Source organism: Streptomyces sp. NPDC059534 (assembly GCF_042743475.1).
Lineage (GTDB): Bacteria > Actinomycetota > Actinomycetes > Streptomycetales > Streptomycetaceae > Streptomyces.
The window spans coordinates 232,371-258,943 of the sequence record NZ_JBHWAQ010000005.1; the positions used below are offsets into that span (position 1 = coordinate 232,371).

Here is a 26,573-nt window from a genome sequence, read left to right on the forward strand (position 1 = left end):
CTGGGGCCGCGGTGTCGGGTCGTGGGCCTGTGGGGGGGGGCGGGGGGGAGCGGTCGGGGGGGGGGGCCCCCCGCCCGGGGGGGGCCCGCCGCTCCCGTGCTCGCTCCGAAGTAGCCCAGCGGAAGGCCCGCGCTCGCGGACTGCCCGGCCAGCCACTCCGTGGCGAGCGCGAGCCGGTCGGCCAGCAGCGGCGTGTCGAAGACCCGCGCCCGGTCGCCCGCCTCGGACTCGGTGAGTAGATCGAACAGCAGCGTCCCGAGCCCCGCCCGGTTGAGCGCCTGCGCGACCGCCCGGTTCCGCGGGCTGTGCCGGCTGCTGCCGCTGCCGTGGGCGAACAGCACGATGCCGGTCGCGCCGTCGGGCACGGCGAGCCGCCCGGCGGCCGGCGCGACGCCGGCGAGCGGGATCCGTACGTCCGAGTCCCGGACGACGGGCCCCCGCACGGCACGGACCCGGTCGAGGCAGGCGATCACCTCGGCGTCTGCGGTCTGGGTGAAGTCCTGGTAGAACGGTCCGATCGCGAAGAAGACCTCCGGCGCGTGGACGCTGACCGTCTCGTCGGCCTCACCGCCCAGCCGTGCCGTCCAGCCGCGTGGCGCCACCGGCACCGCCAGCACGATCCGGGCCGCGCCCCTGGCCCGCACCACCCGGCAGGCCGCCAGCGCCGTCGCCCCCGTGGCCAGCCCGTCGTCGACGACGACCACCGTGCGCCCTTCGAGCGGCACGGACTCCCTGCTGCCCCGGTAGCGGCGGGCACGCTCGTCGAGCACCGCGTGCTCGTGCTCCTCGACCGCGGCGAGCTCCCGGTCGCCCACACCGGACTCACGGAGCACCCGCTCGTTGAGCACCCGCACGCCGCCCTCGCCCAGCGCGCCCATCGCGAGCTCCGGCTGCTCGGGCACCCCCAGCTTCCGTACGAGACAGATGTCGAGCGGTGCGTCGAGAGCCTCCGCGACCTGCGCGGCGACCGGTACCCCGCCACGCGGCAGACCGAGGACCACGACGTCACGGCCCTTGAGGTGGTCGAGCCGGGCGGCGAGCTGCCTGCCCGCGTCGGTGCGATCGCTGAAGTACATGGTCCGCCGCCCTTCCGCCTGCGCGGCCCGGGGCCGGGGAGGAACGGCGCGCCCCGCCCCCTGCCCCTCCTTCCAGGGTAGACGCGTCAGCGGTGCGGGGTCGGCGGCCGGCCGGTCGGCAGGCGGCGGCCGGTGATCGGCGGTCGGCCGTCAGCGGGACTGGAGGGCGTCGAGCGCGACGGCCTGGGCTATCGCGAGCCGCCGGTCGAGCTCCGGGTCCGCTATGTCCAGCACGTACCGGTCCCGCAGTCCGAAGCGCTTGTCGACGGACATGACGGACCGTCCGGCCGCGGCGAAGTCGAAGTGGTACGGCACGACGAAGGGGAGCAGGTCCGTGAAGGGCAGGAACTCCCAGGCGCGCCGCAGCAGCGCCACCCCCTGGTGCCGCTCCTGCCCCGTGGCTTCCCCCGCCGCGCCCTCCCTGCTCAGGTGCCAGGTGCTGCGCAGCAGGGAGGCGCCGAAGTCCTTCCGGAATCCGCCGAGCCGGGTACCGGAGGCGCCGTGCACGTCGTAGGTCGCGCCGACGTCGAGGACCTGGCGGGCCTTGAAGGTGAACAGGACCTGGCGCCGGGACTCGTCCGTGTAGAAGGTGACGTGCTCCTTGAGCGCCATCCTCTTCTGGTGGGCGAACGCGACGAGTTCCGCCTCCTCGCCGTCGGGACCCGCGGTGTGCACCAGGTAGCGGTTGGCCATGAGCGTGACCTTCTGCCGGACGAGGAAGCGGTGCTGCGTCTGCGCGAGGCCCATCGGGTGTGCTCCTGCTGATCGTGGACGGTCTGCGGAGACCGTCCCGTGGCGTCGTGACCACGATGATCGCGTGACGCGCCGCCGCACCGCTGTCCTCTAAAGTCGTCCGTCCGCTCGACGTTCGGATGATCTTCGGACGGTGTCCGGGACCCCGCGGGCCGTGTGCTCCCGTCAGGCGGCGAGGAATGCCTCGATCGCCTCGGCGAGGGCCTCCGGCGTCTCCTCGGGGGCGTAGTGGCCGGCGTCCTTCAGGACCTCCAGGCGTGCGTTGGGGTACCAGCGCAGCCAGGTGGACTCCATCGCGTCGGTGCCGAGCGCCGGGTCGTGGGCGCCGACGACCAGGAGGACCGGCGTGGGGTTGTCGCGGACGCGCTCGTGGAAGTCGGTGCGGGACCAGGAGTCCAGATAGGCGCGGAAGGCGATGGCGGAGGACCGCCCGACGGAACGGTCGACGAGCGCTCCGAGCCACGCGTCGCCGTACCGGCCGCCGGTGGTGTTGTCGATGATCACCCGCCGGTTGGCCGGTTCCTCGGCGGCGCCCGCGAAGAGCTCCCACGTCTCGCCGTCGAGCGGGAAGCCCGCCGCCGAGACCGGTGAGATGCCGACGATCGAGCGGACGCGGTCGGGGGCGTCGAGCAGCATCAGCTGGGCCGCCTTGCCGCCCATCGAGTGGCCGATGACGGAGAAGGTGTCCCACCCGAGGTCGTCGGCGACGGCGAGGGCGTCGGCGGCGACCTCCTCCATCGTGTACGCGCCCGCGTGGTCGAGCGCCTCGCCGTATCCGCGGCAGTCCACGAAGGCGTAGCTTCCGGTGGCGCCGTCGAGGTGGGCGCGGAGCGGGTCGAAGCTGGTGCGGTCGCCGAACCAGTTGTGCAGCACGACGGCCCGCGCGGGGCCTCCGCCGTGTACGTCGTACGGAAGAAGCCGGTCCGTCATCGTGCCCCCTGGTCGCGAGGTGATGGGCGCCGCGCGCCGGCGGCGGCGGTCGACGACCGAGTGTGACGGTCCGGACGCGTGCGGTCAACATCGCCGACCCGGGCGCGGGCGGGCCGGGATGCGGAGGCTTTCGCGTCGGGGGCATCCTGGCTGTGTGACCTCGCAGGGCACGTCCGGCTCCGGCCCGACGGGCGGCACCGGGCGTCCGTCCGGGTACGGAGCTGCCGACGGGCCTGCTTCGTCCGCGCTGACCTGGACACTCGCCGAATCGGCGCTGCGGGCGGTCGAGGAGGTCGGCGGGTACGCGGGCGGGGTGTACCTGCGCTCAGGAACGCCGGGGCTGCTGAGGCTGGCGGTGCTCGTGGGGCTGCCGGGGCCGTTGTTCCGGCCGTGGTGGCGGATGCATACGAACCGGCCGTTCCCCGTGGCGGAGGCGTACCGCTCGGGGCAGTCCGTCTACCTCCCCGACGTCGAGGAGGCCATGCGGCGGTTCCCCCAGCTGGTGGCGAGTCTGCCGTTCCCCTTCGCCTCGCTGTACGCGCCGGTGGCCGCGGGCCGTGAACGGTTCGGGGTCCTCGTGGTGCTGCGGGCGCCGACGCCGGGGGTGCCGGTGGACGCGCGGGACAGGGGCCGGATGACCCGGGGGGCGCTCAGCCTCGGCGAGGCCCTGTCCGGCCTGGCCCGTGGCGGGACGCCGGTCGAGTGGCCCGACGATCCGGTGTGCGTGCAGCTGTCCGTCGGTTCCGGCCCGCCGGTCCGGTTCGGATCCTTCGACTGGGACCTGGACACGGGCTCGGTCGTGATGGACGACGGACTGCTCGCCATCCTCGGCGCGGAGGTCACCTCGCCCTGCCGGATCGAGGTGCTCACGTCCCTGCTCGAACCGGAGGACGGCTATGCCCTCTGGGCCGCGGCACGCCAGGCCACGGGGGCGGACGGACGGCCCTCGGTGCGCAGGCTCCGGCTGAAGGGGCCGGACGGCGGCCTGCACCTGCTGGAGGTGTCCGCGCGGACACGGCGGAGTACGACGGGAACCGCGCAGGCGCGGGCGGCGCGGGCTGCCGGGTCTTCCGGCGGCGACGGTGACAACCACGACAGCGACAGCGGCGGCACCGAGGTCACCGGCAGCAGTGGGCATCTGACCGGCACGCTCGTCGACCTGGGGACGGGGCTCGTCGGTTCGGACGCGACGGACCGGCTGCCGCGGGCGATCCTGGCGATCGACCGGCTGGGCCGCATCACCTACGTCAACGAGCGCACGGAGCGGCTGCTCGGCCGGCCGCGGGGCGCCCTGGCGGGCCGGCCGCTGTGGGAGGCGCTGCCCTGGTTCGGCCATCCCTTCCACGAGGAGCAGCTCCGGGCCGCTCTGCTCTCCGGCGAACCGGTGCGCTTCCTGGCCCGTCCGGAGCGCGGCCGGTGGATCTCCGTGTCCCTGCATCCGGGGCGGGACGGGGTGACCATGCTGCTGGTCCCGGAGGAGGATCCGGCGGCGGCCGGGATCCGGGCCGGGGGGCGCCGGAAGACGGACGACGGCCTGTCCTCGCCCGGTGACCGGGCGGCGGCGCTCTACCGGCCGGTGGCCCTGGCGATCGCCCTCACCGAGGCGGTGACGGCGCGCCAGGTGTCCGCGGTGGTGACGGAGGAACTGCTGCCGGCCTTCGGCGGGCGGCAGCTGGCGATCTACCTGCTGAGCGACCGGCGGCTGTATCTGGCCTGGGAGACGGGGTTCCCGCCGGGATTCCTCGAACCCTTCGACGGGGTGGCCCTGGACACCCGGATGCCGGGGGTGGAGACGCTGACGACGGGCCGGCCGCTGTTCTTCGAGTCGATGGAGCAGCTGGGCCGGGCCTATCCGGATCTGCCGATGGACGCGCACTCCGGGGCGCGGGCGTTCCTGCCGCTGATCGCCTCGGGGCGGCCGGTGGGTTCCTGCATCCTCGGCTTCGACCGGCCGCGCGGGTTCAGTCCGGAGGAGCGGACCGTCCTCACGGCGCTCGCGGGACTGATCGCGCAGGCCCTGGAGCGGGCGCAGCGGTACGACACGGAGTCGGCGGTCGCGCGCGGGCTCCAGGACGCGCTGCTGCCGCACCGGCTGCCGGTGCGGCACGGTGTGGACACGGTGGGCCGCTACCTGCCGGGCACCCAGGGCATGGATGTCGGGGGCGACTGGTACGACGTGATCGAGACGGACCAGGGGCGGCTCGCCCTGGTCATCGGCGACGTCCAGGGGCACGGTGTGGCGGCGGCGGCCACCATGGGGCAGCTGCGCAGCGCGGTGCGGGCGTTCGCGCTGGGCGGGCACCGGCCGCAGGACGTGATGCGGGGCACCAACCGGCTGCTGATCGACCTGGATCCCGGGCAGTTCGCGAGCTGTTGCTACGTACTCCTCGATCCGGAGACCGGTGAGGCGCGGGCGGTACGGGCCGGGCATCCGCAGCCGCTGCTGCTGCGGCCGGACGGCGTGACGGAGCAGGTGGAGCTGGCGGGCGGGGTGGTCCTCGGGGTCGACGACCGTGCCTCGTACCCGGTGACGCGGCTCAAACTCGATCCCGGTGCGGTGCTCGCGCTGTTCACGGACGGACTGGTGGAGCGGCCGGGCACGGACATCGACGAGGGGATCGAGCACTTGCGGCAGGCTCTGGCGGCGACCGGTTCGCTGCCGCTGCCGGAGGCGGCCGACCGGCTGATCCGGGAGGCCCGGCAGGCCACGGCCCGGCCCGACGACATCGCGCTGCTGCTCGCGGCCCGCTGGCCGGACGGCGGCTGAGCGGGCCTCCGCGCCACCCGGTCGGACTACTGGCGCTGGTCGCCGGTCGGTCGCGCGGGGAGGCTGGAGGGGTGCCGTGCCGTGAGGGCCGGACACGTCTGGGCGGCAGCCCGAGGAGGACGCGTGCAGCAGGACAAGCAGCCCGAGTACGGCCCGGTGGTCTTCCGTGACCGTTCGGCCGGGTACGCCTTTCTGACCCGGTCCACCGCGACGAGCAACCGGACCATCGAGTGGGACGACGGGAAGACGTACCCGGTGATCGACGTCGAGATCTCCTCCGAGAGCCATCCGTTCTACACGGGCACGGCGCGGACCGTGGACTCCGAGGGCCGGATCGCCAAGTTCGAGCGCCGTTTCGGCGAGGAGAGCTGAGGTCCGGCGGAACCGGTTCGTGAAACTGGCCAGAAGGTGGCCAGTTCGCCTTCCAGGATGAGGTCACGAAGACGGCGGAGCGCACCCGCTCCGCCGCTGACTCCCTGGAGGGGAACTGCTGTGATCGTGGTGACCGGAGCAACGGGCAATGTCGGACGACCGCTGGTGGAGCTGCTGGCCGCGGCCGGTGAGGACGTCACGGCGGTGAGCCGCCGGCCGGCCGGGGAGCTGCCCGCGGGGGTGGCGCACCGGCAGGGCGACCTGGCCGATGTCGACGGCCTGAAGGAACTGTTCGAAGGCGCCGAGGCCGTCTATCTGCTCGTGGCGGGCCTCGGGGACGACCTGCGGCCGGACGAGATCGTCGCGGCGGCGGTGGCCGTCGGAGTGCGGCGGATCGTGCTGCAGTCCTCGCAGTTGGTGGGGACACGGACCGATTCCGTGTCGCACGCGATCCTGCGGGCGTTCGAGTCGGCCGTACGGGAGTCGGGTCTCGACTGGACGGTCCTGCGCCCCGGAGGCTTCGCCTCCAACGCGTTCCTCTGGGCCGAGCAGGTGCGCTCCGCCCGTGCGGTCGCGGCCCCGTTCGCGGAGGTGGCGCTGCCGGTGGTGGACCCGCTGGACATCGCCGAGGTGGCGGCCGCCGCGCTGCGGGACCCTGCGCACGCGGGGCGTACGTACGTGCTGACCGGACCGGTCGCGGTGTCGCCGCGGGAGCAGGTGGGTGCTCTCGCCGCCGCGCTGGACGCTCCGGTGGGGTTCGTGCCGCTGACGGCGGACGAGGCCCGGGCGCAGCTGGTGCGGTTCCTGCCGGAGGACGCCGTCGACGGGATGCTGTCGGTGATGGGGGACCCCAGCGCCGCGGAGCAGCGGGTGAGCGCCGACGTGGAGCGGGTGCTCGGCAGGTCCCCCCGGCCCTTCTCGGCCTGGGCGGAGCGGAACGCGCCCGCCTTCGCCTGAGGCGCTCGGGGGGCGGGATCGCCGCACCGGGAGTGGTACCGGAGGACACGGCGGGGGCGGGGGCTCACGTCCGTCGGACGGCGCTCCCCGCCCCGGCCGGGTGGGTGAGCGAGGGCGCTCGGCGCCCTCCGCTCAGACCGGGAAGGCGATCATGCCTTCACGATGCCGGACTCGGCGACCTTGACGGTGGCGCTGGGGGCGCCGGAGCGGGAGCCGAGGCCCTCGATCTTCTTGACCAGGTCCTGGCCCTCGACGACCTCGCCGAAGACGACGTGCTTGCCGTCGAGCCAGTCGGTGACGACCGTGGTGATGAAGAACTGCGAGCCGTTGGTGTTGCGGCCGGCGTTCGCCATCGAGAGCAGGTACGGGCGGTCGTGCTTCAGCGTGAAGTTCTCGTCCGCGAACTTCTCGCCGTAGATGCTCTTGCCGCCGGTGCCGTTGCCGCGGGTGAAGTCACCGCCCTGGAGCATGAACTGCGGGATGACGCGGTGGAACGGGGAGCCGGCGTAGCCGAAGCCGTGCACGCCGGTGGCGAGCTCGCGGAAGTTCGTCGCCGTCTTCGGGACGACGTCGTCGAACAGCTTGAAGACGATCCGTCCCGCGGGCTCGTCGTTGATGGTGATGTCGAAGTAAACGTTGTCGCTCATGGGGACATCCTGTCATTACCTGCGCACTGCGCGCGCACGGGCCGCCTCCTCCCGGGTCACGGCACGCGAGTGCCCCGCGGCCCGTGGGGGCGCGGGGCACCTGTCGCGGCGCGGAGGCCGCGGAGCAGCGAGGGGATCAGAGGAGCCCGCCGGGGGCCTGGCCCTGAAGGGCGCCCTCGGCGCCCTGGACGGTCTCGTGGAGGACGGGGGCGACCTGGTCCTCCTGGAGGAGGCCGGTGGCGCCGCCGAGCGGGCTCTCTGCCGCGCTCGCCTGCGGCGGCGGGCTGACGAGAGCGGTGACGACGCCTGCGGCGAGGGAGGCGATGGCGAGCATGCTGCGCTTCTTCATGCTCGGGTCAACTGCTGAGAGGCCGAGGGGTTACGGCCGGGCCGCCGTCGGATCCAGAAGAGCAGCAGGAGCGAGGCGGCGGCGGCGAGGGCGCACCAGGTCGAGACGAACTCGGTCCGCCACAGGACCGCGCAGACGATCGCCCCCGCTCCGGTGACGATCCCGAGGAGCCGGAGGACGCGGTCGCGGGCCAGGAGCAGGGCGCCGACGGTGGCGACGAGGTAGCCGGCGAGGATCAGGGGCGGGAAGGGCAGGTCGACGGTGTAGCCGAGGGTGTGGCCGCGGACCTCGGCGGAGACGGGCCGGGTGGTGAGGCGGTACGCGAGGAGGGCCGCGGTCACCGCGCCGGCGGCGAGCGGTGCGCGCAGCCTCGGCCGGTCGGCGGGGCGGGCGGCCGCCATGACGCCGGACGGCACCCAGAGGGCCAGGAGGGGCAGGGCGATCACGGCCCAGGCGAGGGTGGCGGGTCCGGTTCCGCCGTCGGCGTGCCAGACGGCGGCCTCGACGATCTGATGGGCGCCCAGGAGCAGGGGCAGTGCGGCGAGCGGCGCGTCCGCGGGGCGGCGTACGGAGGCGAGGCAGGCCACCCCCACGGCGCAGATCCCGAGGCCCGCCCAGAGGTCGGCCGTCGCACTCCAGCACATAGCGCACTTTTACCCCATATCTGGCGGAACCGTACGCTAGTGGTGGATGTCTCTCCCAGTGACACCACTGTCCCCGAACAGCAGAAACAGGGGGACGTCATGCAGCACCGTCACACCCTCGCGGCCGTCGCCGCGGGAATTCTCCTGACCGCCGGAATCGGCGCCACGATCCCGGCCGGCGCCTCGAACGCCCCGGCCCGCACCTCCACGACGCCGACCACGTCCCTGGTCGTCAACGCCCGCTGGGGCGGCCACGCGACCTTCGACCGCCTCGTGATCGACGTACGGGGCGCCATGCCCCCCGTCACCGTGCGGCAGGTCAACGCCCTGCACTACGACGGCTCGGGAGCCAGGGTCCCGCTCCCGGGAAAGTACTTCCTGGCGATCACGCTCTCCCCCGCCGCCGCCCACGACGACGCCGGACGGTCCGTCTACCAGGGCCCCCGGCTGCTGAAGATCCACCTGCCCGCCCTCAAGGGGGTCGCCCTGACCGGCGACTTCGAGGGCGTGGTCTCCATCGGAGCCGCCTTCGACACCAAGCCCGCCTACAAGACGTTCACGCTCCACTCCCCGGAGCGCTTCGTGATCGACATCGCCCACCCGGTCGGCTGCCGGGCCTGAGGCGACGCCACGGCGGGACCGCCCCCGGAGGGCGGTCCCGCCCTCGTGCCCGGGCCGGGTCAGCCGGTGGAGACCAGGCCCGCCTCGTACGCGATGATCACCAGCTGCACGCGGTCGCGGGCGTCCAGTTTGGCGAGCAGGCGGGTGACGTAGGTCTTCGCGGTGGCGACGCTGATGTGGAGTTCGGCGGCGACCTCGGTGTTGGACAGACCCCGCCCGACGAGGGTGAGGACCTCGCGCTCGCGGTCGGTGATGCCGTCGGCGCCGCGGCGCGGCGCGGGTGCGGCCCGCGGGCGGTCGGTGAACTCCTTGATGAGGCGCCGGGTGACGCTGGGCGCGATGAGGGCGTCGCCGGAGGCGACGACGCGGACGGCGGCCAGGATGTCGTCGAGGGCCATGTCCTTGACGAGGAATCCGGACGCGCCCGCGTGGAGCGCTCCGTACACGTGGTCGTCGTCGTCGAAGGTCGTGAGGACGACGACCCGGGCGCCGGTGGTGCCGGCGGTGATGAGCCGGGTGGCCTCGATGCCGTCGGTGCCGGGCATGCGCAGGTCCATGACGACGACGTCGGCGCCGGTCTCCTCGACGAGGCGGACGGCTTCGGCGCCGTTCGCGGCCTCGCCGGCGACGACGAGGTCGGGGGTGTCGGTCATGACCATCCGCAGCGCGGTGCGCACCAGGGGCTGGTCGTCGGCGAGGACGACCCGGACGGGCCGCTCGGCGGTGGTCTCGCTCATCGGGTGGTGGCTCCTGGGAGGACGACGGGGAGGGGCAGACGGGCGTCGACGCGGAAGCCGCCGCCGGGACGGGGGCCGGCGGAGAACTCGCCGTGCAGCAGGCCGACACGTTCGCGCATGCCGGCGAGGCCGTAGCCGGAACCGGGGCCGGGGCGCTCCCGGTGCGGGCCGGGGGCCGCGGCCCGGTTCCCTCCGCGGGGCGCTCCGAGGTCCTGGACCGTCACCACGACGGCGTCGGGGTCGCGCTGGTCGACGGTCACTTCGCAGGCGTCGGCGGCCGAGTGGCGGACGACGTTCGTGACGGACTCCTGGACGATGCGGAAGGCGGAGAGGTCGATGTCCTGCGGCAGCGGGCGCGGCGGCCCGATCCGGCGGACGGCGACGCGAACGCCGACGGCTCCGGTGGCCTCGGCGAGCCGGTCGAGCGCGGCGAGACCAGGCATCTCGGGAAGGCCCGACTCGTCGGAGGCCGTCGTGCCGTCGGCCTTCGACTCGGCCGCGCGCAGCGCGCCGAGCATCCGGCGCAGTCCGGCCAGGGTCTCCCGGCCGGCCGTCTCGATCTCGGTGAGCGCCTGCCGGGCCTGCTCGGGCTGGGTGTCGATGACCCGGCGGGCGGCCCCGGCCTGGAGGGCGACGATCCCGATGCTGTGGGCGACCGTGTCGTGCATCTCGCGGGCGATCCGCAGGCGTTCGGCGGTGACGGCCTGTTCGGCGACCTGGGCGCGGGACTGTTCGGCGTACTCCCGGGCCTGCCCTTCCGAGCGGCCGAGGAGCCAGGCGACGAGGGCGGTCAGGGCCACGGCCAGCCCGCTCGTGGTGCCGGCGCTCCAGCCGGCGAGCAGCCGGACGGCCAAGTACACGGCGAGGAGACCGATCGCCAGGACGAGTGCCCGCCACGCCTCGCGGCGGGGACGGCGGGCGGCGATGGCGTAGAGGGCGACGTCGACCGCGAGGTACTGGGCGAAGGGGATGGCGATGACACCGAGGGGGGTCGAGGCGATGACCGAGGCGACGAGGAGACAGCAGAGGCCGACGATCGGACGGCGGGTGAGAAGGGTGCTGCCGCGCAGGGTGAGGAGCGTGGCGACGGCCAGCATGCAGAGGCCGTCCCAGCGCAGGATCACGAAGCCGGGGAGGACGTCCGGCCCCTCCTGGCCGGGCACGCGGATCCGGAGGAGGGCGGTGAAGGCGATGCCCGCGCCCCAGGCGACGACGGCCCACCCGCCGGGCGTGCCCCTCTTGAAGAACGGTGCTGACAGGGTGGCGGACATGCGCTGATCGTAAACGGCGGTCCCGACGCGGGGCATCGGACCAGGGGTGTACGACCTGGGGTGACAGGGTCCGCCGCCGATTGTCCGTGCTGGTCCGATGCCCGGAGCGGGCCCCGGGCGGCACGGTGGTGCCCATGATCGAAGTCAGGAAACTCACCAAGCGCTACGGCGCCACGACCGCCGTCGACGCGCTCACCTTCACCGTCCGGCCGGGCCGGGTCACCGGCTTCCTCGGCCCCAACGGCTCGGGCAAGAGCACCACTTTGCGGATGATCCTGGGCCTGCACACGCCGACGAGCGGCTCGGTGACGGTCGACGGCCGGCCGTTCAGGGACCGGCCGCGCGGCCTGCGGCACGTCGGCGCGCTCCTCGACGCCGGGGACGTGCACGGCGGGCGGACCGCCCGGGCGCATCTGGCGGTCCTGGCGCGCGCCAACCGCATCCCGCTCTCCCGGGTCGACGAGGTCCTGGAGGAGGTCGGGCTCGCGGCGGCGGCCCGGCGCCGGATCGGCGGCTACTCGCTGGGGATGCGGCAGCGGCTCGGCATCGCCGGCGCACTCCTCGGCGACCCTCCGGTGCTGCTGTTCGACGAGCCGCTGAACGGCCTCGACCCGGAGGGCGTGAAGTGGGTGCGGGGGCTGTTCCGGCGCCTGGCCGAGGAGGGCCGGACGGTGTTCGTGTCGAGTCATCTGATGACCGAGATGGAGCACACGGCGGACGAGCTGGTGGTCATCGGGCGGGGCGCGCTGATCGCGGCGGAGAGCCTGACGGAGTTCGCCGCACGGGGCAGGCGCCTGAGCGTGACCGTCGGCACGCCCGACCGGGCGGGGCTGACGGCGCTGCTGCTCGGGGAGGGGGCCGAGGTCGAGGAGGTGGCGGGTCTGCTCACGGTGACCGGGCTCTCCGCGGCACGGATCGGTGCGCTGGCCCTGGAGCACCGGGTGCTGCTCGACCAGCTGACCACCCGTACGGCCTCCCTTGAGGAGGCGTTCATGGAACTGACCGCCGACAGCGTCGAGTACCTGGCAGGAGAGCCCCGATGACGACCCTCGATCTTCCCGCGGCCTCCGTCGCGGAACCCCGTGCCCGCTTCCGCGACCTGGTGGCGTCGGAGTGGCTGAAACTGTGGTCGCTGCGCTCGACGGGCTGGTCACTGCTGCTCGGCGCGCTCGCCGTGGTCGGCTTCAACTTCGGCACCGCCTGGGACCACTACCGCTACTGGCTCCAGTACGACGCGGGGAGCCGGGCCGAGTTCGTGGCGAACGACATGGCGCTGTGGGACGCGTTCACGTACAACGCGTCGATGGTGCTGATCCTCTGCTCGGCCGCGATGGGGGCGGTGGCGGTGGTCGGCGAGTACGGCAGCGGGCTGATCCGTACGACCTTCACGGCGGTGCCAGCGCGCTCCGCGCTGATGGCGGCGAAGGTGCTGGTCGTCGCGGTGGTGCAGGGCTTGTTCGGGGCGGTGGTCGCGGGCGGTTCGTTCTGGTCGACACAGGCGATGCTGTCGACCCGGGGCATCGGGCTGCCGATCGGCCATCCGGGAGCGCTGCGCATCGTCGTGGCCTCGGCGCTGCTCGCTCCGGTGTGCGCGCTGGCCGGGATGGCGCTCGGCGCGCTGCTGCGGCGGAGCGCGCTCTCGATCGTCGGCACGGTGATCCTGCTCCTGCTGCTGCCCGCGGTGCTCTCCGACCGGCGCCACCTGTCCGCGGTGCTCGCCCACGCGACGCCGCTGCACGCCTGGCAGCGGCTGGCGGACGCGGGGCCGCCCGCCCAGGAGCTGTTCCCGTGGTCGCCGGGCGGCGCTTGGCTGGTGTACGCGCTGTGGGCGCTGGGCGCGGCGGCGGTGACGGTCCTCGCGGTGCGGCACCGGGACCAGTAGGGGTCAGCTGGGGCGCTTCAGACGGCGGCTGACGAGGTGTTCGTGGACGAGGCGCCCGGCGAGGGCGCCTCCGTACACGACGAAGCCGACGCCGACGAGCCAGGACTGGAGCACCAGGACCGTGCCGAACTGGCCGTACGTCACGGCGTTCGAGGCGATCAGCGGCGAGAAGACGAGCTGGGAGAAGACCCGCAGCCCCAGGAGGCCGAGCGCGGTGAGGGCGGCGCCGGGGGCGAGGGCACGCCAGCGGATGCGGCCGCAGAGCAGGAAGCGCTGGGACCACCAGAAGAAGAGGAAGGTGCCGAGGAGATCGCCGAGGGCGACGACGACGGTGACGCCGGCCGAGGCCCTCTCGGGCGCGGGGAAGGCGACGAAGAGCAGCAGGGCCGCGACGAGGACGGCGAGCCAGACGACGTGCCTCCACATGGTGTGCCAGCGGGCCGTGGGAAGGTCCCAGACCCTCTCGTAGCCGGTCTGTACGGCGGACCCGAAGGTGACGCCGAAGGCGGCGAGGGCGGCGAGACCGAAGGCGGTGGTGCGCTGGAGGGCCTGGCCCGGCTGGCCGAAGAGCCGCTCCACCTCCTCCTCCGAGACCTCGGAGACGCCGAGGCCCTGGATGAGCCAGCGGGCGAAGCCCTGTCCGCTGGCGAGGTCGGCCGCGGCGACCACGATCAGGAGGGGGACGAGCGTGAGCAGGCTGAGTGCCGCGAAGCCCATGGCGCGGTGCATGAGTTCCATGGCGCGGCCGCGGTTCCACGCGAGCCCGACGGGCGAGGCGAGGACACGGGCGTGGAGCCGCTGGAACCAGTGGCCGTTCTCGGTGGGGGCACCGTCGTGCGGCGGACCGGAAGGGAAGGGCATGCCTCGTCAGGTACCCGGACGGACGGCGGGCCATCGCGGGGTTACGGCCGAACGGGTGTCGGGCGCCGCTCAGGGGGTGAGGGGGCGGGCTCCCGGGCCGGGGCGGACGGTGACGTCGCGGGCCGCGAGGGTCGCGTGCTCGTCGCCCTCGCACTGGACGACGACGCGGACCGGCGCGCCGCAGTCGGTGTGCCGGATGTCGAGGACCGGGCCCTCGGGCTCCGGGGCGTGGCGGTCGCCCCACTGTTTGAGGGCGAGGAGGACGGGCCAGAGGTCGACGCCCTTCCGGGTGAGCCGGTACTCGTACCGGGTCCGGGCACCGGGTTCGCGGTAGGGCTCGGCGCGCAGGACGCCGGCCGTGACGAGCTTGCGGAGGCGGTCGGCGAGGACCGCCTCGGAGAGCCCGAGGTGCCGGCGGAACTCGTCGTACCGGCGGACGCCGTTGAACGCGTCCCGCAGGATGAGCAGGGTCCACTTCTCGCCGACCAGGTCCAGCGTGCGGCCGACCGGGCAGTTCTGCGTGTCCGTCTCCAGCCACTTCATCGTCACACTCTAGCCACCTGACTGCTTCGTTGACAGTCAGCTGCCGCGAAAGCTAGCTTCGCCGTACAGAGTCAGCTGGGCGAACAGGGTGGAGAGTGGTCATGGGTCGGTCGCGCACGGTCGAGTGGCAGGACCCGGGGGTCTCCGCGCGGGCCGCGGGAACGATGGCGGGGCTCGACTTCCTGCGGGAGATGGTGGCGGGACGGCTGCCCGGACCCCCGATCGCCGCCCTCCTCGGCTTCACCCTGGAGGAGGTCGAGGACGGCCGGGCCGTGTTCGCCTTCGAACCGGGCGAGGAGCACTACAACCCGATCGGCAGCGTGCACGGCGGGGTGTACGCCACGCTGCTCGACTCGGCCGCCGGCTGCGCGGTGCACTCGACCCTGCCGCAGGGCACCGCGTACACCTCGCTCGACCTGTCGACCCGCTTCCTGCGGCCGCTCACCGCCGCCACCGGCAAGGTCCGGGCGATCGGCACGGTGCTGTCACGGGGCCGCCGCACGGCGCTCGCGGAGGCGGGCCTTTACGACTCCGAGGACCGGCTGCTCGGCCACGCGACGAGCACGTGCATGATCTTCCCCGTACCGGACGGAAGCGGAGCCACGCGCGCGTAGTGGGGTGTCCTGCCCTCAGCGTGTCCCGGGGACCGGACGGGTGCGGGTGCAGCCGTCCGGGGCGACGTCGGGGACGCCGTTGGCCTGGAGTGCCGCGCTCACCAGGGTGGCGAGCAGGTCGATGTCCGAACCCATGTCCAGACGGACCGTGACCCACCCCGATCCGGCACGCAGGCGCACCGCGCTCGACCCGAGGAGGGCGGGTCGCAGCTTGGCCACCATGGCGCGGGTGAGGTGGACGTCGGCCTCGTGTTCACCGTGGAAGTGGACGATTTCCTCCGTCGCGGTGCCCAGTCCGAGCTCGGCGCCGCAATGGGCGCGGCCGGGGGTCAGCGAGGGCCAGCTCATCAGACGTTCACTGGCATGCCTGGCCGTGTTCATACGAGGAGCGTGCCGGGCCCCGGGGCCGTGCACAAGCGTCCTGCCGGAAGAATCCCGCCCAGGCGTGAAACAGGTCGCCGACGAGGGTGGTGTGACCGTGTGTCACGGCGTTTCGTGGGGAGGGAGTGACCCTGTGTCACGATGCGGGGCGTGCGCGGATGCGGGCCGCCAGGACGGCCACGTCGTCCTCCGCCGCGTGCGCGCCGAGCCGCCGGAGCACCTCGTCGACGACCTCCTTGGGTCCGGATGCGGCGGGCAGCCGGAGGGCGGCGAGGCGGGCGAGCGAGACGTCGATGTCCTCGCCGCGTCGTTCGACGAGGCCGTCGGTGAAGATCAGCAGGGTCTCGGCCGGGGTGAGCGGGCGCGTGGTGGGTTCGTAGCCGCCGACGCCGGTGCCGAGCGGAGGGCCCACCGGAAGGTCGACGAGCTCCGCGGAGCCGTCCGCGGCGAAGACGACGGGCGGCAGGTGGCCCGCGCTGGCGAAGGTCGCGGTGCCGCGCGCCGGGTCGACCCGGACCAGGAGGCAGGTCGCGGGACGGCGGGCCTCGTCCTCGGCCACCACCGAGTCGAGGTGCCGCAGCACCCGGTGCGGCGGCAGATCGGTCGCGGCGACCTCGCGGAGCGCCGTGCGATACGCGTTCATGTCGACGGCCGCGGCCAGGCCGTGGCCCATCACGTCGCCGACGACGAGGAGGCTGCGGCCGAAGTGGAGGCGTACGGTCTCGAACCAGTCGCCGCCCACCAGGGTGCGGGACCCGGCGGGGAGGTAGCCGCCGGCTATCTCCAGGTTGGGGTGCGGCCGGCCCGGTTCGGCGACGAGGGCCCGCTGGAGGTGCAGGGCCGTGTCCTCGGTGGCGGCGAGCCTGCGTGCGTGGCCGAGGTGCCGGGCCGCGAGGCGCGCGGCGTGCCGGAGCACCGCCACGTCGCTCTCGGAGAAGGGGCCACCGGCGGCCCGGGTGACGGTCACCGTCCCGAGCGGCTCCTCGTCGTCGACGGCGAGGGGTACGGCGAGGCTGGAGGCGGCAGGCGCGGCGCGGCGGGGAGCGCGGTGCTGCTCCGGGGGGCCGGAAGCGGCATGCGGCTCCGTAGGGCCGGAAGCGACGGGAGGCGCGGCGAGACCAGGAGCGACGTGAGGCGCGGCGAGGCCGGGAGCGTCCGTCGCGGCGCCGTCCGGGGCAGGGCAGGGTCCTGGCGCCGGTCCCGCGGAGGCGGCGCGCCGCAGCGGGCCGGCCCGGTCGGCGAGGAGGTCGACCGTGGCGGAGACGCCGTCCAGATGACGGGCGAGGAAGGCCGTGAGCTCACGGCAGGTGGTCGTCCCGTCGAGCGTCGTGCCGATCTCACCGATCGCCCGCTCCAGTGCCCGCACCGTGGTCAGGAGGGGCTCGTCCCGTTCCGCCACGACACCTCCACCGGCCGCGCGGTCCTCCGGGTGGCGTACCCGGTCTCCCCATTGCACCAGTGGGCGGCGTCCCGCGCGCGGCGCGGACCTCGTGCGGAACGGTTGTGCGGTGGTGCCCGATCTGATCAAGTACGACTGATGCTACCGGCCAGTACGCGATTTCGCTCCCCGGGGGGACAGCCATGACCACCGCCACGACGACCGGATTCTTCACCTCTGTGGACGATGTCGCCGAACGGCTCGCCACGACCGGCTACCTGGCGTCGCCCGCCGTCGCCACCACCGTCTTCCTCGCCGACCGGCTGGGCAAGCCGCTGCTCGTCGAGGGCCCGGCCGGAGTCGGCAAGACCGAGCTCGCCAAGGCCGTGACGGCGGTGACGGGGGCGCGGCTGGTGCGGCTGCAGTGCTACGAGGGCGTCGACGAGTCCCGCGCCCTCTACGAGTGGAACCACGCCAAGCAGCTGCTGCGGATCACCGCCGGCCGCGGCGAGTCCTGGGACGAGACGCGGACGGACATCTTCGGCGAGGAGTTCCTGCTCCCCCGGCCGCTGCTCACCGCGATCCGGTCCGAGGAGCCGACGGTGCTCCTGATCGACGAGACCGACAAGGCCGACGTCGAGGTGGAGGGCCTCCTGCTGGAGGTGCTCGGCGACTTCCAGGTGACCGTGCCGGAGCTCGGCACGATCACGGCGACGCGACGGCCGTTCACCGTGCTGACCTCGAACGCGAGCCGCGAACTGTCCGAGGCGCTCCGCCGGCGCTGCCTCTTCCTCCACATCGGTTTCCCCGAGGAGGAGCTGGAGCGCCGGATCGTCACGCTCAAGGTGCCCGGGCTCGACGCCGCGCTCGCCGCGTCCGTGGTGCGGGTCGTCGGCGCGCTGCGGGCGATGGACCTGCGGAAGGTGCCGTCCGTGTCGGAGACCATCGACTGGGCCCGCACGCTGCTCGCGCTCGGCGCGGACCGGCTGGACGAGCGGGTCGTACGGGAGACCCTGGGCGTCCTCCTGAAGCACCAGGACGACATCGTCAAGGCGGCGGCCAAGCTCGACCTGGACGCGGTGTGAGCACGGCGTCCCCGGCCGGCGGGGCGGCGGAGCGCCTGACCGGCCTCGTGGCGGCGCTGCGCGCGCACGGGTTCGGCATCGGGACGGGCGAGACGGTCGACGCCGGGCAGGCGCTGGAAGCGGTCGGGTTCACCGACCGGGAGCGCGCCCGGGAGGCGCTGGCGGCGACGTTGCTCCACGGCGTGCCGCAGCGAGCGGTCTTCGACCGGGTCTTCGACCTGTACTTCCCGCTCGGCGGAGGCCCGCCCGGGGCTCCGGAGGAGCACGGGGGCGGCCCGGCGGAACTCGCTGCGCTGCGGGACCGGATCGCCGAGGCCCTGGCCGCCGGTGACGCCGCGGCCCTCGACGCGCTCGCCGCCGAGGCGGTGGGCGGCTTCGGCGGATACGGCTCCGGCCCGGAGACGGACGGCTGGTCCTCGTACCAGACCCTCTCCCGGGTACGCCCGGAGACGCTGCTCGCCCGGGTTCGGGACCGGCGCCGGGCGGATGCCGGGGCAGCGGAACCCGAGTTCGCCGACCGGCTGCTCGACGACGAGATCCGGCGCCTGATCGAGGCGTTCCGGGAGCGGGTGCGGACCGAGGCGCGGCGGCGGGTCGCCGAACGACAGGGCCGTGACCTGGTCGCGCGGCGGGCGGTCGCCGGGACGGCGGACCGGGTGGACTTCCTGCTGGCCGGACGGGCGCAGCTGGACGAGCTGCGGCGTACGGTCCGGCCGCTCGCGCGGAAGCTGGCCACCCGGCTCGCGGCCCGGCGGCGCAGAGCGGCCCGCGGGGAGATCGACCTCCGGCGGACGCTGCGCCGCTCACTGTCGACCGGCGGTGTGCCGGTACGGCCCGTGCTGCGGCGGCGCCGACCCCGGCGCCCCGAATTGGTCCTGCTCTGCGACGTGTCGGGGTCGGTCGCGGGCTTCGCCCAGTTCACGATGTTGCTGGTGCGGGCCCTGCACGACCAGTTCAGCCGGGTGCGGGTCTTCGGCTTCGTCAACCGGGTGGACGAGGTGACGGACCTGATCGCCCGGGGCCCGGAGGACCCCACCGCGCTCGGCGACCTGATCCTCGCGGAGGCCCGGCTGACCGGCTGGCACGGCCAGAGCGACTACGGCACCTCGCTCGGCGAGTTCGCCGAGCGGTACGCGGAGGCCGTCGGCCCGCGCACGGTCGTCTTCGTCCTCGGCGACGCCCGCACCAACGGCGCCGACCCGAACCTCGCGGCACTGCGCCTCGTCGCGGACCGCGCCCGCCGGGTCCACTGGCTCAACCCCGAGCAGCCCTCCCTCTGGGGCACGGGCGACTCGGTGGCCCCCGCCTACGCCGCCGTCGTCGAGATGCGCCCCTGCCGCAACGCCCACCAGCTGGGCGCGCTGATCGGCCGCCTGCTGCCGGTCTGACGGCGGGGACGCGCGCGTGGCGACGGAAGGGGGCGGCACGCGCGCGTGGCGTCGGAAGCAGCGGTACGCGCACGTGGCGAGCGACGGAATCGCCAGTACGCGCGCGTGGCGGCGAAGGGGGCGGTACGCGCGCGTGGGCTGCTGGACAGCCGGGTACCGCCCGCGGGCTGACAGTGCCGGGCGCCCCGGTGACCCCCGCCGAGCCCCGCGCCCGTGCCCGACGGCCCGGTTGTCGCGGGCGTGGCACGATCGGAGCATGGCTACCGGATCCGACCGTCCCGGGACGGACTATCCCCGCGGTGTCGGCGCACCCGCCACGCGCGCGCTGGAGGCGGCCGGATACACCCGGCTGGATCAGCTCGCCGGCGTGCCCGCCGCCGAGTTGGCGGCGCTGCACGGCGTGGGGCCGAAGGCGCTGCGGGTCCTCGGCGAGGCGCTGGCGGAGCGCGGGATGTCGCTGGGGTGAGTCCGCCCGGTTGTACGACGGGCGTACCCGCGAACTAGCGTGGCCTCCATGGAACTCTTGGGAGAGATCACCGCCGGCCGTCCCCTGCTCGTCGTCGCGGTCAAGGAGGAGGCGCAGTTCCTCGACACGGACCTGCCCGTGCTGCTGACCGGCATGGGCAAGGTGAACGCGGCGACCGCCCTCGCGACCGTGCTGGGCCGGGGGCCGCTGCCCTCCGGGATCGTGAACCTGGGCACGGCCGGGGCGCTGCGGCCGGGCTGGACCGGGACCCACGTGGTCGGCACCGTGGTCCAGCACGACCTGGACGGCGAGCTGCTCGCCACGCTGACCGGCGAGACGTACGGGGCGCCGCTGACGCTGCCGGACGGCGGTGAGGTGGTGCTGGCCACCGGGGACGCGTTCATCTCGGACGAGGCCGCCCGCGCCCGGCTCGCGGAGCGGGCGGCGCTGGTCGACATGGAGGGGTACGCGCTGGCCACGGCCGCCGGAATCGCCGGGGTGCCGCTGCGCATCGTGAAGCACGTCAGCGACGAGGCCGGCGACGGCGCCGCCCGCAGCTGGCGCGAGTCGGTCGCCGAGTGCGCCCGGGCGCTGGCGGACTGGGCCGAGGCGAACACCCCGTACCGCTCCTGAGAGCAGGCAACCTCCCCCGTACCCCTCCGCCCGGCGGGTCAGGGCTGCTGGAAGTGGACCTCCGGGTTCTGGGCCGAGGGGCCGTCGAGGAGCGGACGCGGGAGCCCGCGCAGGTGCCGGTCGAAGAAGGCGGCGACGTACGTCCGGGTGACGGCGACGGCCCGGTCGGTGGGCAGCGCGGGCTGCGGCAGGCCGAAGTGACGTGAGATCACGGGGCCGTCGGAGAAGGTGAAGTGCTCGGATCCGGCCACCGTGATCCAGCGCTTCCATCCGTCGAGCGCGGTCCACGCCCGGTCCCAGGTGGTGTCGACGCCCCCGGGCAGGTGCATGTCGTCGTGGGTGCCCAGCATCATGAACGGGCGGCCCCGCAGGCCCTCGGCCGGAAGCTCCTCCCAGAACGAGCCGTCCATGTTGATCCCGGCGTCGATACGCGGATCGGCCACCATGGCGGTGGCCGCGCTCGCCCCGCCGATGGAGTGACCCGCCATGCCGATCCGGCTCGGGTCGATCACGTCGGCGTACCGCCACGCGGGCCGGTCGCCGGTCAGCCGGTCCAGGACGAACCGCATGTCCGCGGCTCGGGTCGACGTGACGACGCTGCCGTGCACCCCGCCCTCGTCCAGGGCCGTGCAGGCGACGCAGGTGAGGGTACGGCCGCCGGGCAGGCTGATCCCGTACGACTCGTAGGCGTGGTCGACGGAGGCGACGACGTAGCCGCGGGAGGCGAGGTCCTCGGCGAGGTGGGTGAGCGTCCATCGGGAGACGCTGAAGCCCGGCGAGAGCAGCACCAGGGGGCGTCGCCCCGGCGCGGGCCGGGCGTCGGTCCTGCTGTGGGTGCGCGTCCGGGCGAGCACGTCGCCGGAGACACCCGGCCCGAGCTGTTCGGCGAGCAGCCGCGCCTCCTCGCGGGTGGCGTACGGGGCGGGCCGGCCGCCACCCGGGCGCGTGGCCGGGTAGTGGAGCGTGACCATGAGCGCCCGCCCGTCGGCGGTGGGCACCCAGGGATCGGTGCGGGACCGGTCCACCAGCGGCAGGATCGTGCTGCCGACGGCGTACGGCCCGGTGGGCGCCGGGAGGGCGGCGGCCCGTGCCGCCGGCACGGCCGCGGTGGCCGTCGGGTGGGGAGTGGTCGCCGTGGCGACTCCGGCGGCGGGTAAGGCGAGCGAGCAGGCGAGGACGGCGGCCGTGGCCGCCCGGGTGATTCGCGTCATGGGGGCACGCTAGGCGGCGGGGAGACGCCCACGCGTCCGTCCACGGTCCCCCTTCGGGTCAGCCCGGAGTCTGACGCGGTTTCCGGCCCGGAGCCCGCACCGATTCCCGGCCCCGCCGTCCGGCGGTGTCCTCCGACTCCCCGTCTCCCGGGGCGTTCTGACGCCTCGCCGACCGGCCTGGTCTTGACAGTCCGGAAGGCGTCCTGCCTATGGTGAGGAGGAGTCCCCGTCCTCGCCCGGACGGGTCCACCACCGGGGGGAGGCGCACGTGATCGCGACGGTCGCCGTGCCTTACGCCCCCTCCGGTGCCCGGCTGGTCTGCCGCCGGCACGTCGACTTCTGCCGTACCTCCTCGGCCATCTGTCCTTCCTGTCGCGCCTGACCCCGTTCCGCGTGGGTCCGCGCGTCCCGTGACGTCTCGTCGCCCGGCCCCGGCCGGCCGTGCTCCGCACCGCCGCCGTGCCGTCGCGCGCTCCCCGACCTCCGGAAGGACTCCCATGCCCCGCCCTGCCCTGCACCTGGCCGTCGAGATCGACGGCGACGGTGCCCATCCGGCCGCGTGGCGCCGTGCCGCGCACTCCCCCGGCGAACTGCTCGGCCCCCGGCGGCTCGCCCGGGTCACGGCCGTCGCCGAGAACGCCGGGTTCACCCTGATCACGCTGGACGACTCGATTCTGCCGCCGGGTTCCGGCGCCGGCCCGGTGGGCCGGATCGGCGCGGTGGAGCGGGCCGCTTTCGCGGCCGCCTCGACGAGCGTCCTCGGCGTGGCGCCGGTGCTCGCGACGACGTACGCGGAGCCGTTCCACGTCTCCTCGCAGCTCGCCTCGCTCGACCACGTGTCGGCCGGCCGCGCCGGCTGGGTGGTGGGGGTCGAGGACGACCCGCTGGCCGCCCGCGCCTGGGGCCGGCCCGTGGTCGAGGGCGCCGACGCCCTGGCCCGTGAGGCCCACGACGGTCTGCGGGTCGTGCGGGACCTGTGGGACTCGTGGGAGGACGACGCGGTCATCCGGTCCGTCGCCACGAGCCGCTATCTGGACCGGTCGCGGCTCCACCCCGTCGACTTCAGGGGCGAGACGTACACCGTGCGGGGCCCGTCGATCGTGCCGCGCCCGCCGCAGGGGCGCCCCGTGGTCCTGGCCCGCCGGGGCCTCGTCCCCGCCGAGCTGACCGACGTGGCCCTGGTCGGCGGCGCCACCGCGGCCGAGACGGGCGCCGCGGCGGCCTCCTCAGGCGCACCCCTGGCCTTCGCCGAGGTCGAGGTGGCGCTGGACACCCCGCGCGAGACGGCCGGGGAACGGATCGCCGACCTGGAGCGGTCCGCCCCGTGGGACCGGCGGCCCGACCGGCTGCGGTACTCCGGCCCGGCCGCCGGCCTGGTGACGCTCCTCGCCGAGCTGGCCGGCCACGTCGACGGCGTACGGCTCCACCCGCTCGTCCTCGACGAGGACCTGGCGGTGCTCTCCCGGCTCGTCCTGCCCGAGCTGTTCGTCCGGCGGCTCGCGGCCCGGCCGCTGCCGGGCACCACCCTGCGCGCCTCCCTGGGCCTTCCCCGGCCCCTCAGCCGCTTCACGACCGACGGTGCCGCCGCCCTCGTCCCGGAGGAGACCCGATGACCCGCACCGACCACGACGACGTCCCCCGCCCCGACGCCCGCCTGCACTTCGGGGTGTTCTTCCAGGGCGTCAACCACTGGACGATCTGGTCGGACCCGTCCAGCGGTTCCCAGATCGATCCGGCGTCCTTCCTGCGGGTGGCGCGGACCGCCGAACGCGGACTGTTCGACGCCTTCTTCCTCGGGGACGGCCTGCGGCTCCGCGAGTCCGGGGGCGGCATCCACGAACTCGACGTGGCGGGCCGCCCGGACTCGATCACCCAGCTGGCGGCGCTCGCCGCGGCGACCGACCGGATCGGGCTCGTCTCCACCTCCAACACCACCTTCAACGAGCCGGGCGACCTGGCCCGGCGGCTCGCCGGGCTCGACCTGCTCTCCGGCGGCCGGGCCGGCTGGAACGTGGTGACCACCCACAACGCCTGGACCGGGGAGAACTTCCGGCGCGGCGGCTTCCTCGACCACGCCGACCGCTACCGGCGCGCCGAGGAGTTCCTCTCCGTCGCGCGCGCCGTGTGGAACGGCTGGGCGGACGACGCCGTGGCCGGGTCGGCGGACGCCCGCTCCTGGTCGGTGCCGGACGCGGTGGGACGCGTCCGCACCCGGGGAGCGCATTTCGACGTGGACCTCGCGCCGACGCTGCCGAGGAGCGCCCAGGGCCACCTGGTGATCTTCCAGGCGGGCGATTCCGGGGAGGGCCGGGACTTCGCGGCGCGCCACGCGGACGTGGTCTTCTCCGCGCACGGGACGGACTTCGACGACGCCCTCGCCTTCGCCGAGGACATCCGCGGCCGGCTGCGGGCGGCGGGCCGGCCCGAGGACGCGCTGCGCATCCTGCCGGGTACGGAGATCGTCATCGGGGCGACCGAGAAGGAGGCCGAGGAGAAGGCCCGCTGGGTGCGGCTGGAGCAGGTGACGCCCGCGGTGGCCCTCGGCATCGCGAGCCGTCTGTGGGGCTTCGACCTGTCGGGGCGGGACGCCGACGGGCCGCTGCCCGCCGAGGATCCGGTGGTCGCCCACGACAAGGGGACGTTCGGCACCCGCTGGGTGGACGACCCCCGGACCGTGGTGGCCGAGTGGCGGGCGAAGGCCGATGCCAACGGCTGGTCGCTGCGCGAGACCGTCATCGAGCTGGGTCCGCAGCACGGGCACGTCGGCACCCCGGCCGGGCTGGCCGACACGTTCGCCCGGTTCGCCCGCCACGGCGCCGTCGACGGCTTCAACATCTCGCCGTACCTGGTGCCGGACGGCCTCGACGACATCGTCGACCTTCTCGTGCCCGAGCTCCAGGAGCGCGGCGTGTACCGGACCGCCTACACGGGGACGACGCTGCGGGAGCACCTGGAGCTCGCGCCGGCGGTGTGACACGACGGGGGCGCGTGCCTATCAGGACGCGCCCCCTCGCGTGCGACCACTCCGTGCCGACCGGCGCTCAGCCCAGCGGCAGTTCCAGGAAGGACGGTTCGTCCTCCGGTGAGCCGACGGCGGTCTGCGTCCAGGTGACGGAGGCGTCGCCGTACAGCGGGTCCTTGCTGTCGACGACCAGCATCAGGCGGTGACCGGCCGGGATGTCGTACGCCGCCGCCTGGAGCTCCCAGGTCACGGTGGTGTCCTGCTCGGGCGTCAGCCCGTACACGTTGAGCGGCTCGTGCGTGACGATCCGGGCCGTGTCGTCGTCGGAGACGTCCAGGAGGTGGGCGACGAGGGTCGCGGAGGCGGCGGTGGAGCGGACCGTGAGGCGCAGGCGCGGGATGCCGCGGACACGCCGGCCGGCCCGTCCCCGGCCCTCGGGGTCGTACAACGGCCCGGTGGTCCACGCCACGGCGTGCCGGCGGTCGATCTTGCGGGTGTCGTAGGTCTTGGGGGTGCCGGCCCACTCGGCCTGACCGGTCTTCATCAGCGCGTCCATGACGGTCGCCTCGGTGTCCACGCCCGCGAGGAACGCGCGCCGCCAGCCGGTGTGCCCGGCCTCCTCCCCGGTCGCGGGAAGGAGTCCCCCGTCGGTGCCGCCCGCGCCGTCGCCGGTGAGGCCGAAGGTCTCGACGCCGGTGGTCACTCGGCTCCAGTCGGCCCGGTGCTCGCGGACGGCGGGTTCGACGATCCGGTGCTCGCCGGTCGGTTCGCCGCTCGCGGGGTCCAGGACCGGCTGCGTGACGTAGGTGAACATCACCTGCCCGCAGATCTGCTCCCACTCCTCCACGCCGTTGCGCTCGCCCTTCAGGTGGTGGTCGAGCCAGGCGTACGCCTCCTCCATGGGGAGGTCGGGCCCGCCGGGCGCGGTGCCGGTCAGCCCGGCGGCCTCGGGGGCGGTGTGGTCGCCGATCCAGAGGTTGAGGCGTTTGGGCACCTCCAGGGCGTCGAAGGTCTTCAGGACCTGGTTCACGGCGAACAGGCCCTCGTGCCAGGTGTGGGAGAGGAAGGTGGGCGTGTCGTTCTCGTTGGTGAGATGGACGTAGGACTCCGGGGAGCGCAGCCTGCCCCACTCGACGACGGCGTCCAGGTTCCGGTCGGCCAGGAAGTCGGCGAGGACGGTCCGGTCGGCCGGGGCGAACTTCTCCTCCACCGGCCCGCCGGTCAGCGCGAGGAGCGCCTTCACCGCCGCGAGGTGCCGGGTGCCGTGGTCGTAGAGGCTGGTGGCGAGGTTGCCCCAGGTGCTCAGGGCGACGACCGCGGAGACCCGGTCGTCGTGGGCGGCGACGAGCTGGCTGATGCCGGATCCGTAGGACGCGCCGAGGAAGCCCACGACTCCCGGGGCCAGGTGGTCGACGGCGAAGTCGATGACGGACGAGCCGTCGGCCCAGTCGTGGGGTCCGGCGACGTCCACGAACCCCTCCGAGGTGGAGGGCAGTCCGGGGATGCCGAGACCGCGGGGCGTGTAGGCGAGCACGTGGTAGCCCCTGCGGGCGAGCGAGAGGTACGACCAGAGGAACAGCGGCCAGCCGAACGGCGTCCAGCCGGCCGGGACGACGACCAGCGGGTGCGGGCCGGGGCCGCGCTGGCGGAGGCTGAAGGCGGAGAGCCGGATGCCGTCGAAGGACTCGATCCGGTGGTACGCGGGCAGCGCCAGCCCCCGTACCTCCTCCACGGACGCGGCGAGCGCGGCCGGGAGCGACGCCTCGGGACCGTCGGCTGCCCCGTCCCCGCCCCTCAGGACGGCCGTGGTCAGGGTGTGGGCGAGGCGGACGGTGTCGGGGTCGACGGTGCCGTCGGCGGCCCAGAGGCCGCGGCCCGTGATGCGGTCGGCCTCGGCGGCGGTCACGCCTGTCGCGGCGCCCGGAAAGCCGGGGAATTCCTCGGACGGTCCAGCGGTGAAGGGGTTGTCCTGGGGCACGTGCACCCGTTCCTCTCGACTGGGCTGCTGACTGTCCGCGCTACGGACGGGTGCAAGCCTCACTCAT

Annotated in this window: 27 protein-coding genes; 13 read left to right on the top strand and 14 right to left on the bottom strand. The window is 74.4% G+C overall.

Annotated elements, in window-relative coordinates:
- The 3 genes from ACFVZH_RS08695 to ACFVZH_RS08705 form a co-directional block, all read right to left on the bottom strand.
- Positions 1-1,076 (bottom strand): phosphoribosyltransferase family protein (locus ACFVZH_RS08695; protein WP_384894677.1); only part of this gene is annotated, 1,076 nt, incomplete at its 3' end.
- A gap of 150 nt (positions 1,077-1,226) precedes the next feature.
- Positions 1,227-1,823: a hypothetical protein gene (locus ACFVZH_RS08700; protein ID WP_384894679.1), complete on the bottom strand. Its 597-nt coding sequence runs from the start codon at positions 1,821-1,823 to the stop codon at positions 1,227-1,229.
- Between the two features lie 171 nt (positions 1,824-1,994).
- Positions 1,995-2,759: an alpha/beta fold hydrolase gene (locus tag ACFVZH_RS08705; RefSeq protein ID WP_384894680.1), complete on the bottom strand. Its 765-nt coding sequence runs from the start codon at positions 2,757-2,759 to the stop codon at positions 1,995-1,997.
- Between the two features lie 154 nt (positions 2,760-2,913).
- Here ACFVZH_RS08705 and ACFVZH_RS08710 point away from each other — a divergent pair, with 154 nt between their 5' ends.
- The 3 genes from ACFVZH_RS08710 (at position 2,914) to ACFVZH_RS08720 (ending at position 6,855) form a co-directional block, all read left to right on the top strand.
- On the top strand, positions 2,914-5,526 hold the full coding sequence (locus tag ACFVZH_RS08710; RefSeq protein ID WP_384894682.1) for a SpoIIE family protein phosphatase: 2,613 nt from the start codon (positions 2,914-2,916) through the stop codon (positions 5,524-5,526).
- A gap of 123 nt (positions 5,527-5,649) precedes the next feature.
- A complete protein-coding gene (locus ACFVZH_RS08715; RefSeq protein ID WP_384894684.1) occupies positions 5,650-5,898 on the top strand; it encodes a type B 50S ribosomal protein L31 in 249 nt (82 codons plus the stop codon).
- Positions 5,899-6,018: 120 nt separating this feature from the next.
- Complete coding sequence (locus ACFVZH_RS08720; protein ID WP_384894686.1) at positions 6,019-6,855, top strand: SDR family oxidoreductase; 837 nt, start codon at positions 6,019-6,021, stop codon at positions 6,853-6,855.
- A 149-nt stretch (positions 6,856-7,004) separates the two neighbouring features.
- On the opposite strand, the gene ACFVZH_RS08725 is transcribed toward ACFVZH_RS08720, so the two are convergent.
- The 3 genes from ACFVZH_RS08725 to ACFVZH_RS08735 form a co-directional block, all read right to left on the bottom strand.
- Entirely contained in the window at positions 7,005-7,502 is a 498-nt protein-coding gene (locus tag ACFVZH_RS08725; protein WP_384894688.1) for a peptidylprolyl isomerase, read from the bottom strand.
- A gap of 136 nt (positions 7,503-7,638) precedes the next feature.
- Complete coding sequence (locus ACFVZH_RS08730; protein ID WP_384894690.1) at positions 7,639-7,851, bottom strand: hypothetical protein; 213 nt, start codon at positions 7,849-7,851, stop codon at positions 7,639-7,641.
- Entirely contained in the window at positions 7,848-8,495 is a 648-nt protein-coding gene (locus ACFVZH_RS08735) for a DUF6629 family protein (RefSeq protein WP_384894692.1), read from the bottom strand. Before ACFVZH_RS08735 ends, ACFVZH_RS08730 begins: the two co-directional genes overlap by 4 nt.
- Positions 8,496-8,594: 99 nt before the next feature.
- Here ACFVZH_RS08735 and ACFVZH_RS08740 point away from each other — a divergent pair, with 99 nt between their 5' ends.
- Positions 8,595-9,116, top strand: a complete 522-nt coding sequence (locus ACFVZH_RS08740; RefSeq protein WP_384894694.1) for a hypothetical protein — start codon at positions 8,595-8,597, stop codon at positions 9,114-9,116.
- 59 nt (positions 9,117-9,175) lie between these two features.
- Here the strand turns inward: ACFVZH_RS08740 and ACFVZH_RS08745 are convergent, their stop codons facing one another.
- Together ACFVZH_RS08745 and ACFVZH_RS08750 are read right to left on the bottom strand one after the other, a co-directional pair.
- Positions 9,176-9,853: a response regulator gene (locus ACFVZH_RS08745; RefSeq protein ID WP_384894696.1), complete on the bottom strand. Its 678-nt coding sequence runs from the start codon at positions 9,851-9,853 to the stop codon at positions 9,176-9,178.
- The gene (locus tag ACFVZH_RS08750; RefSeq protein WP_384894698.1) at positions 9,850-11,124 is read right to left on the bottom strand and encodes a sensor histidine kinase; all 1,275 of its coding nucleotides are present in this window, start codon (positions 11,122-11,124) and stop codon (positions 9,850-9,852) included. The genes ACFVZH_RS08745 and ACFVZH_RS08750 overlap by 4 nt, the downstream gene beginning before the upstream one ends.
- 134 nt (positions 11,125-11,258) lie before the next feature.
- Between ACFVZH_RS08750 and ACFVZH_RS08755 the strand changes: the two genes are divergently transcribed.
- Together ACFVZH_RS08755 and ACFVZH_RS08760 are read left to right on the top strand one after the other, a co-directional pair.
- Positions 11,259-12,167 (top strand): ABC transporter ATP-binding protein, encoded by a 909-nt coding sequence (locus ACFVZH_RS08755; RefSeq protein ID WP_384894700.1) that lies wholly within the window; start codon positions 11,259-11,261, stop codon positions 12,165-12,167.
- Positions 12,164-13,006 carry an ABC transporter permease gene (locus tag ACFVZH_RS08760; protein ID WP_384894702.1) on the top strand — a complete coding sequence of 281 codons (843 nt, stop codon included), beginning with the start codon at positions 12,164-12,166 and terminating at the stop codon, positions 13,004-13,006. The genes ACFVZH_RS08755 and ACFVZH_RS08760 overlap by 4 nt, the downstream gene beginning before the upstream one ends.
- A 3-nt stretch (positions 13,007-13,009) precedes the next feature.
- On the opposite strand, the gene ACFVZH_RS08765 is transcribed toward ACFVZH_RS08760, so the two are convergent.
- Positions 13,010-13,867 carry a YhjD/YihY/BrkB family envelope integrity protein gene (locus ACFVZH_RS08765; protein ID WP_384894704.1) on the bottom strand — a complete coding sequence of 286 codons (858 nt, stop codon included), beginning with the start codon at positions 13,865-13,867 and terminating at the stop codon, positions 13,010-13,012.
- 69 nt (positions 13,868-13,936) lie between these two features.
- Positions 13,937-14,410 (bottom strand): winged helix-turn-helix transcriptional regulator, encoded by a 474-nt coding sequence (locus tag ACFVZH_RS08770; RefSeq protein WP_384894706.1) that lies wholly within the window; start codon positions 14,408-14,410, stop codon positions 13,937-13,939.
- 101 nt (positions 14,411-14,511) lie between these two features.
- Here ACFVZH_RS08770 and ACFVZH_RS08775 point away from each other — a divergent pair, with 101 nt between their 5' ends.
- Positions 14,512-15,024 carry a PaaI family thioesterase gene (locus ACFVZH_RS08775; RefSeq protein WP_384894708.1) on the top strand — a complete coding sequence of 171 codons (513 nt, stop codon included), beginning with the start codon at positions 14,512-14,514 and terminating at the stop codon, positions 15,022-15,024.
- Between the two features lie 15 nt (positions 15,025-15,039).
- Here the strand turns inward: ACFVZH_RS08775 and ACFVZH_RS08780 are convergent, their stop codons facing one another.
- Together ACFVZH_RS08780 and ACFVZH_RS08785 are read right to left on the bottom strand one after the other, a co-directional pair.
- A complete protein-coding gene (locus ACFVZH_RS08780) occupies positions 15,040-15,405 on the bottom strand; it encodes a luciferase family protein (RefSeq protein ID WP_026057873.1) in 366 nt (121 codons plus the stop codon).
- A gap of 136 nt (positions 15,406-15,541) precedes the next feature.
- Entirely contained in the window at positions 15,542-16,804 is a 1,263-nt protein-coding gene (locus tag ACFVZH_RS08785; RefSeq protein ID WP_384894710.1) for a PP2C family protein-serine/threonine phosphatase, read from the bottom strand.
- Between the two features lie 182 nt (positions 16,805-16,986).
- Between ACFVZH_RS08785 and ACFVZH_RS08790 the strand changes: the two genes are divergently transcribed.
- From ACFVZH_RS08790 to ACFVZH_RS08805, 4 genes are all read left to right on the top strand, one after another.
- Positions 16,987-17,868 carry an AAA family ATPase gene (locus ACFVZH_RS08790; RefSeq protein ID WP_384894712.1) on the top strand — a complete coding sequence of 294 codons (882 nt, stop codon included), beginning with the start codon at positions 16,987-16,989 and terminating at the stop codon, positions 17,866-17,868.
- Positions 17,865-19,256, top strand: a complete 1,392-nt coding sequence (locus tag ACFVZH_RS08795; protein WP_384894714.1) for a VWA domain-containing protein — start codon at positions 17,865-17,867, stop codon at positions 19,254-19,256. The genes ACFVZH_RS08790 and ACFVZH_RS08795 overlap by 4 nt, the downstream gene beginning before the upstream one ends.
- A gap of 256 nt (positions 19,257-19,512) precedes the next feature.
- Positions 19,513-19,722, top strand: a complete 210-nt coding sequence (locus tag ACFVZH_RS08800; RefSeq protein ID WP_384894716.1) for a DNA-binding protein — start codon at positions 19,513-19,515, stop codon at positions 19,720-19,722.
- A 48-nt stretch (positions 19,723-19,770) separates the two neighbouring features.
- A complete protein-coding gene (locus ACFVZH_RS08805) occupies positions 19,771-20,355 on the top strand; it encodes a nucleosidase (protein ID WP_384894718.1) in 585 nt (194 codons plus the stop codon).
- A gap of 38 nt (positions 20,356-20,393) precedes the next feature.
- On the opposite strand, the gene ACFVZH_RS08810 is transcribed toward ACFVZH_RS08805, so the two are convergent.
- On the bottom strand, positions 20,394-21,566 hold the full coding sequence (locus tag ACFVZH_RS08810) for an alpha/beta hydrolase family protein (RefSeq protein ID WP_384894720.1): 1,173 nt from the start codon (positions 21,564-21,566) through the stop codon (positions 20,394-20,396).
- 497 nt (positions 21,567-22,063) lie between these two features.
- On the opposite strand from ACFVZH_RS08810, the gene ACFVZH_RS08815 reads away from it, so the two are divergent.
- On the top strand, positions 22,064-23,179 hold the full coding sequence (locus ACFVZH_RS08815) for an LLM class flavin-dependent oxidoreductase (RefSeq protein WP_384894722.1): 1,116 nt from the start codon (positions 22,064-22,066) through the stop codon (positions 23,177-23,179).
- A complete protein-coding gene (locus tag ACFVZH_RS08820; RefSeq protein ID WP_384894724.1) occupies positions 23,176-24,540 on the top strand; it encodes an NtaA/DmoA family FMN-dependent monooxygenase in 1,365 nt (454 codons plus the stop codon). The genes ACFVZH_RS08815 and ACFVZH_RS08820 overlap by 4 nt, the downstream gene beginning before the upstream one ends.
- A gap of 67 nt (positions 24,541-24,607) precedes the next feature.
- Here the strand turns inward: ACFVZH_RS08820 and ACFVZH_RS08825 are convergent, their stop codons facing one another.
- Positions 24,608-26,506, bottom strand: a complete 1,899-nt coding sequence (locus ACFVZH_RS08825; protein WP_384894726.1) for an alpha/beta fold hydrolase — start codon at positions 26,504-26,506, stop codon at positions 24,608-24,610.
- Between the last annotated feature and the right edge of the window lie 67 nt (positions 26,507-26,573).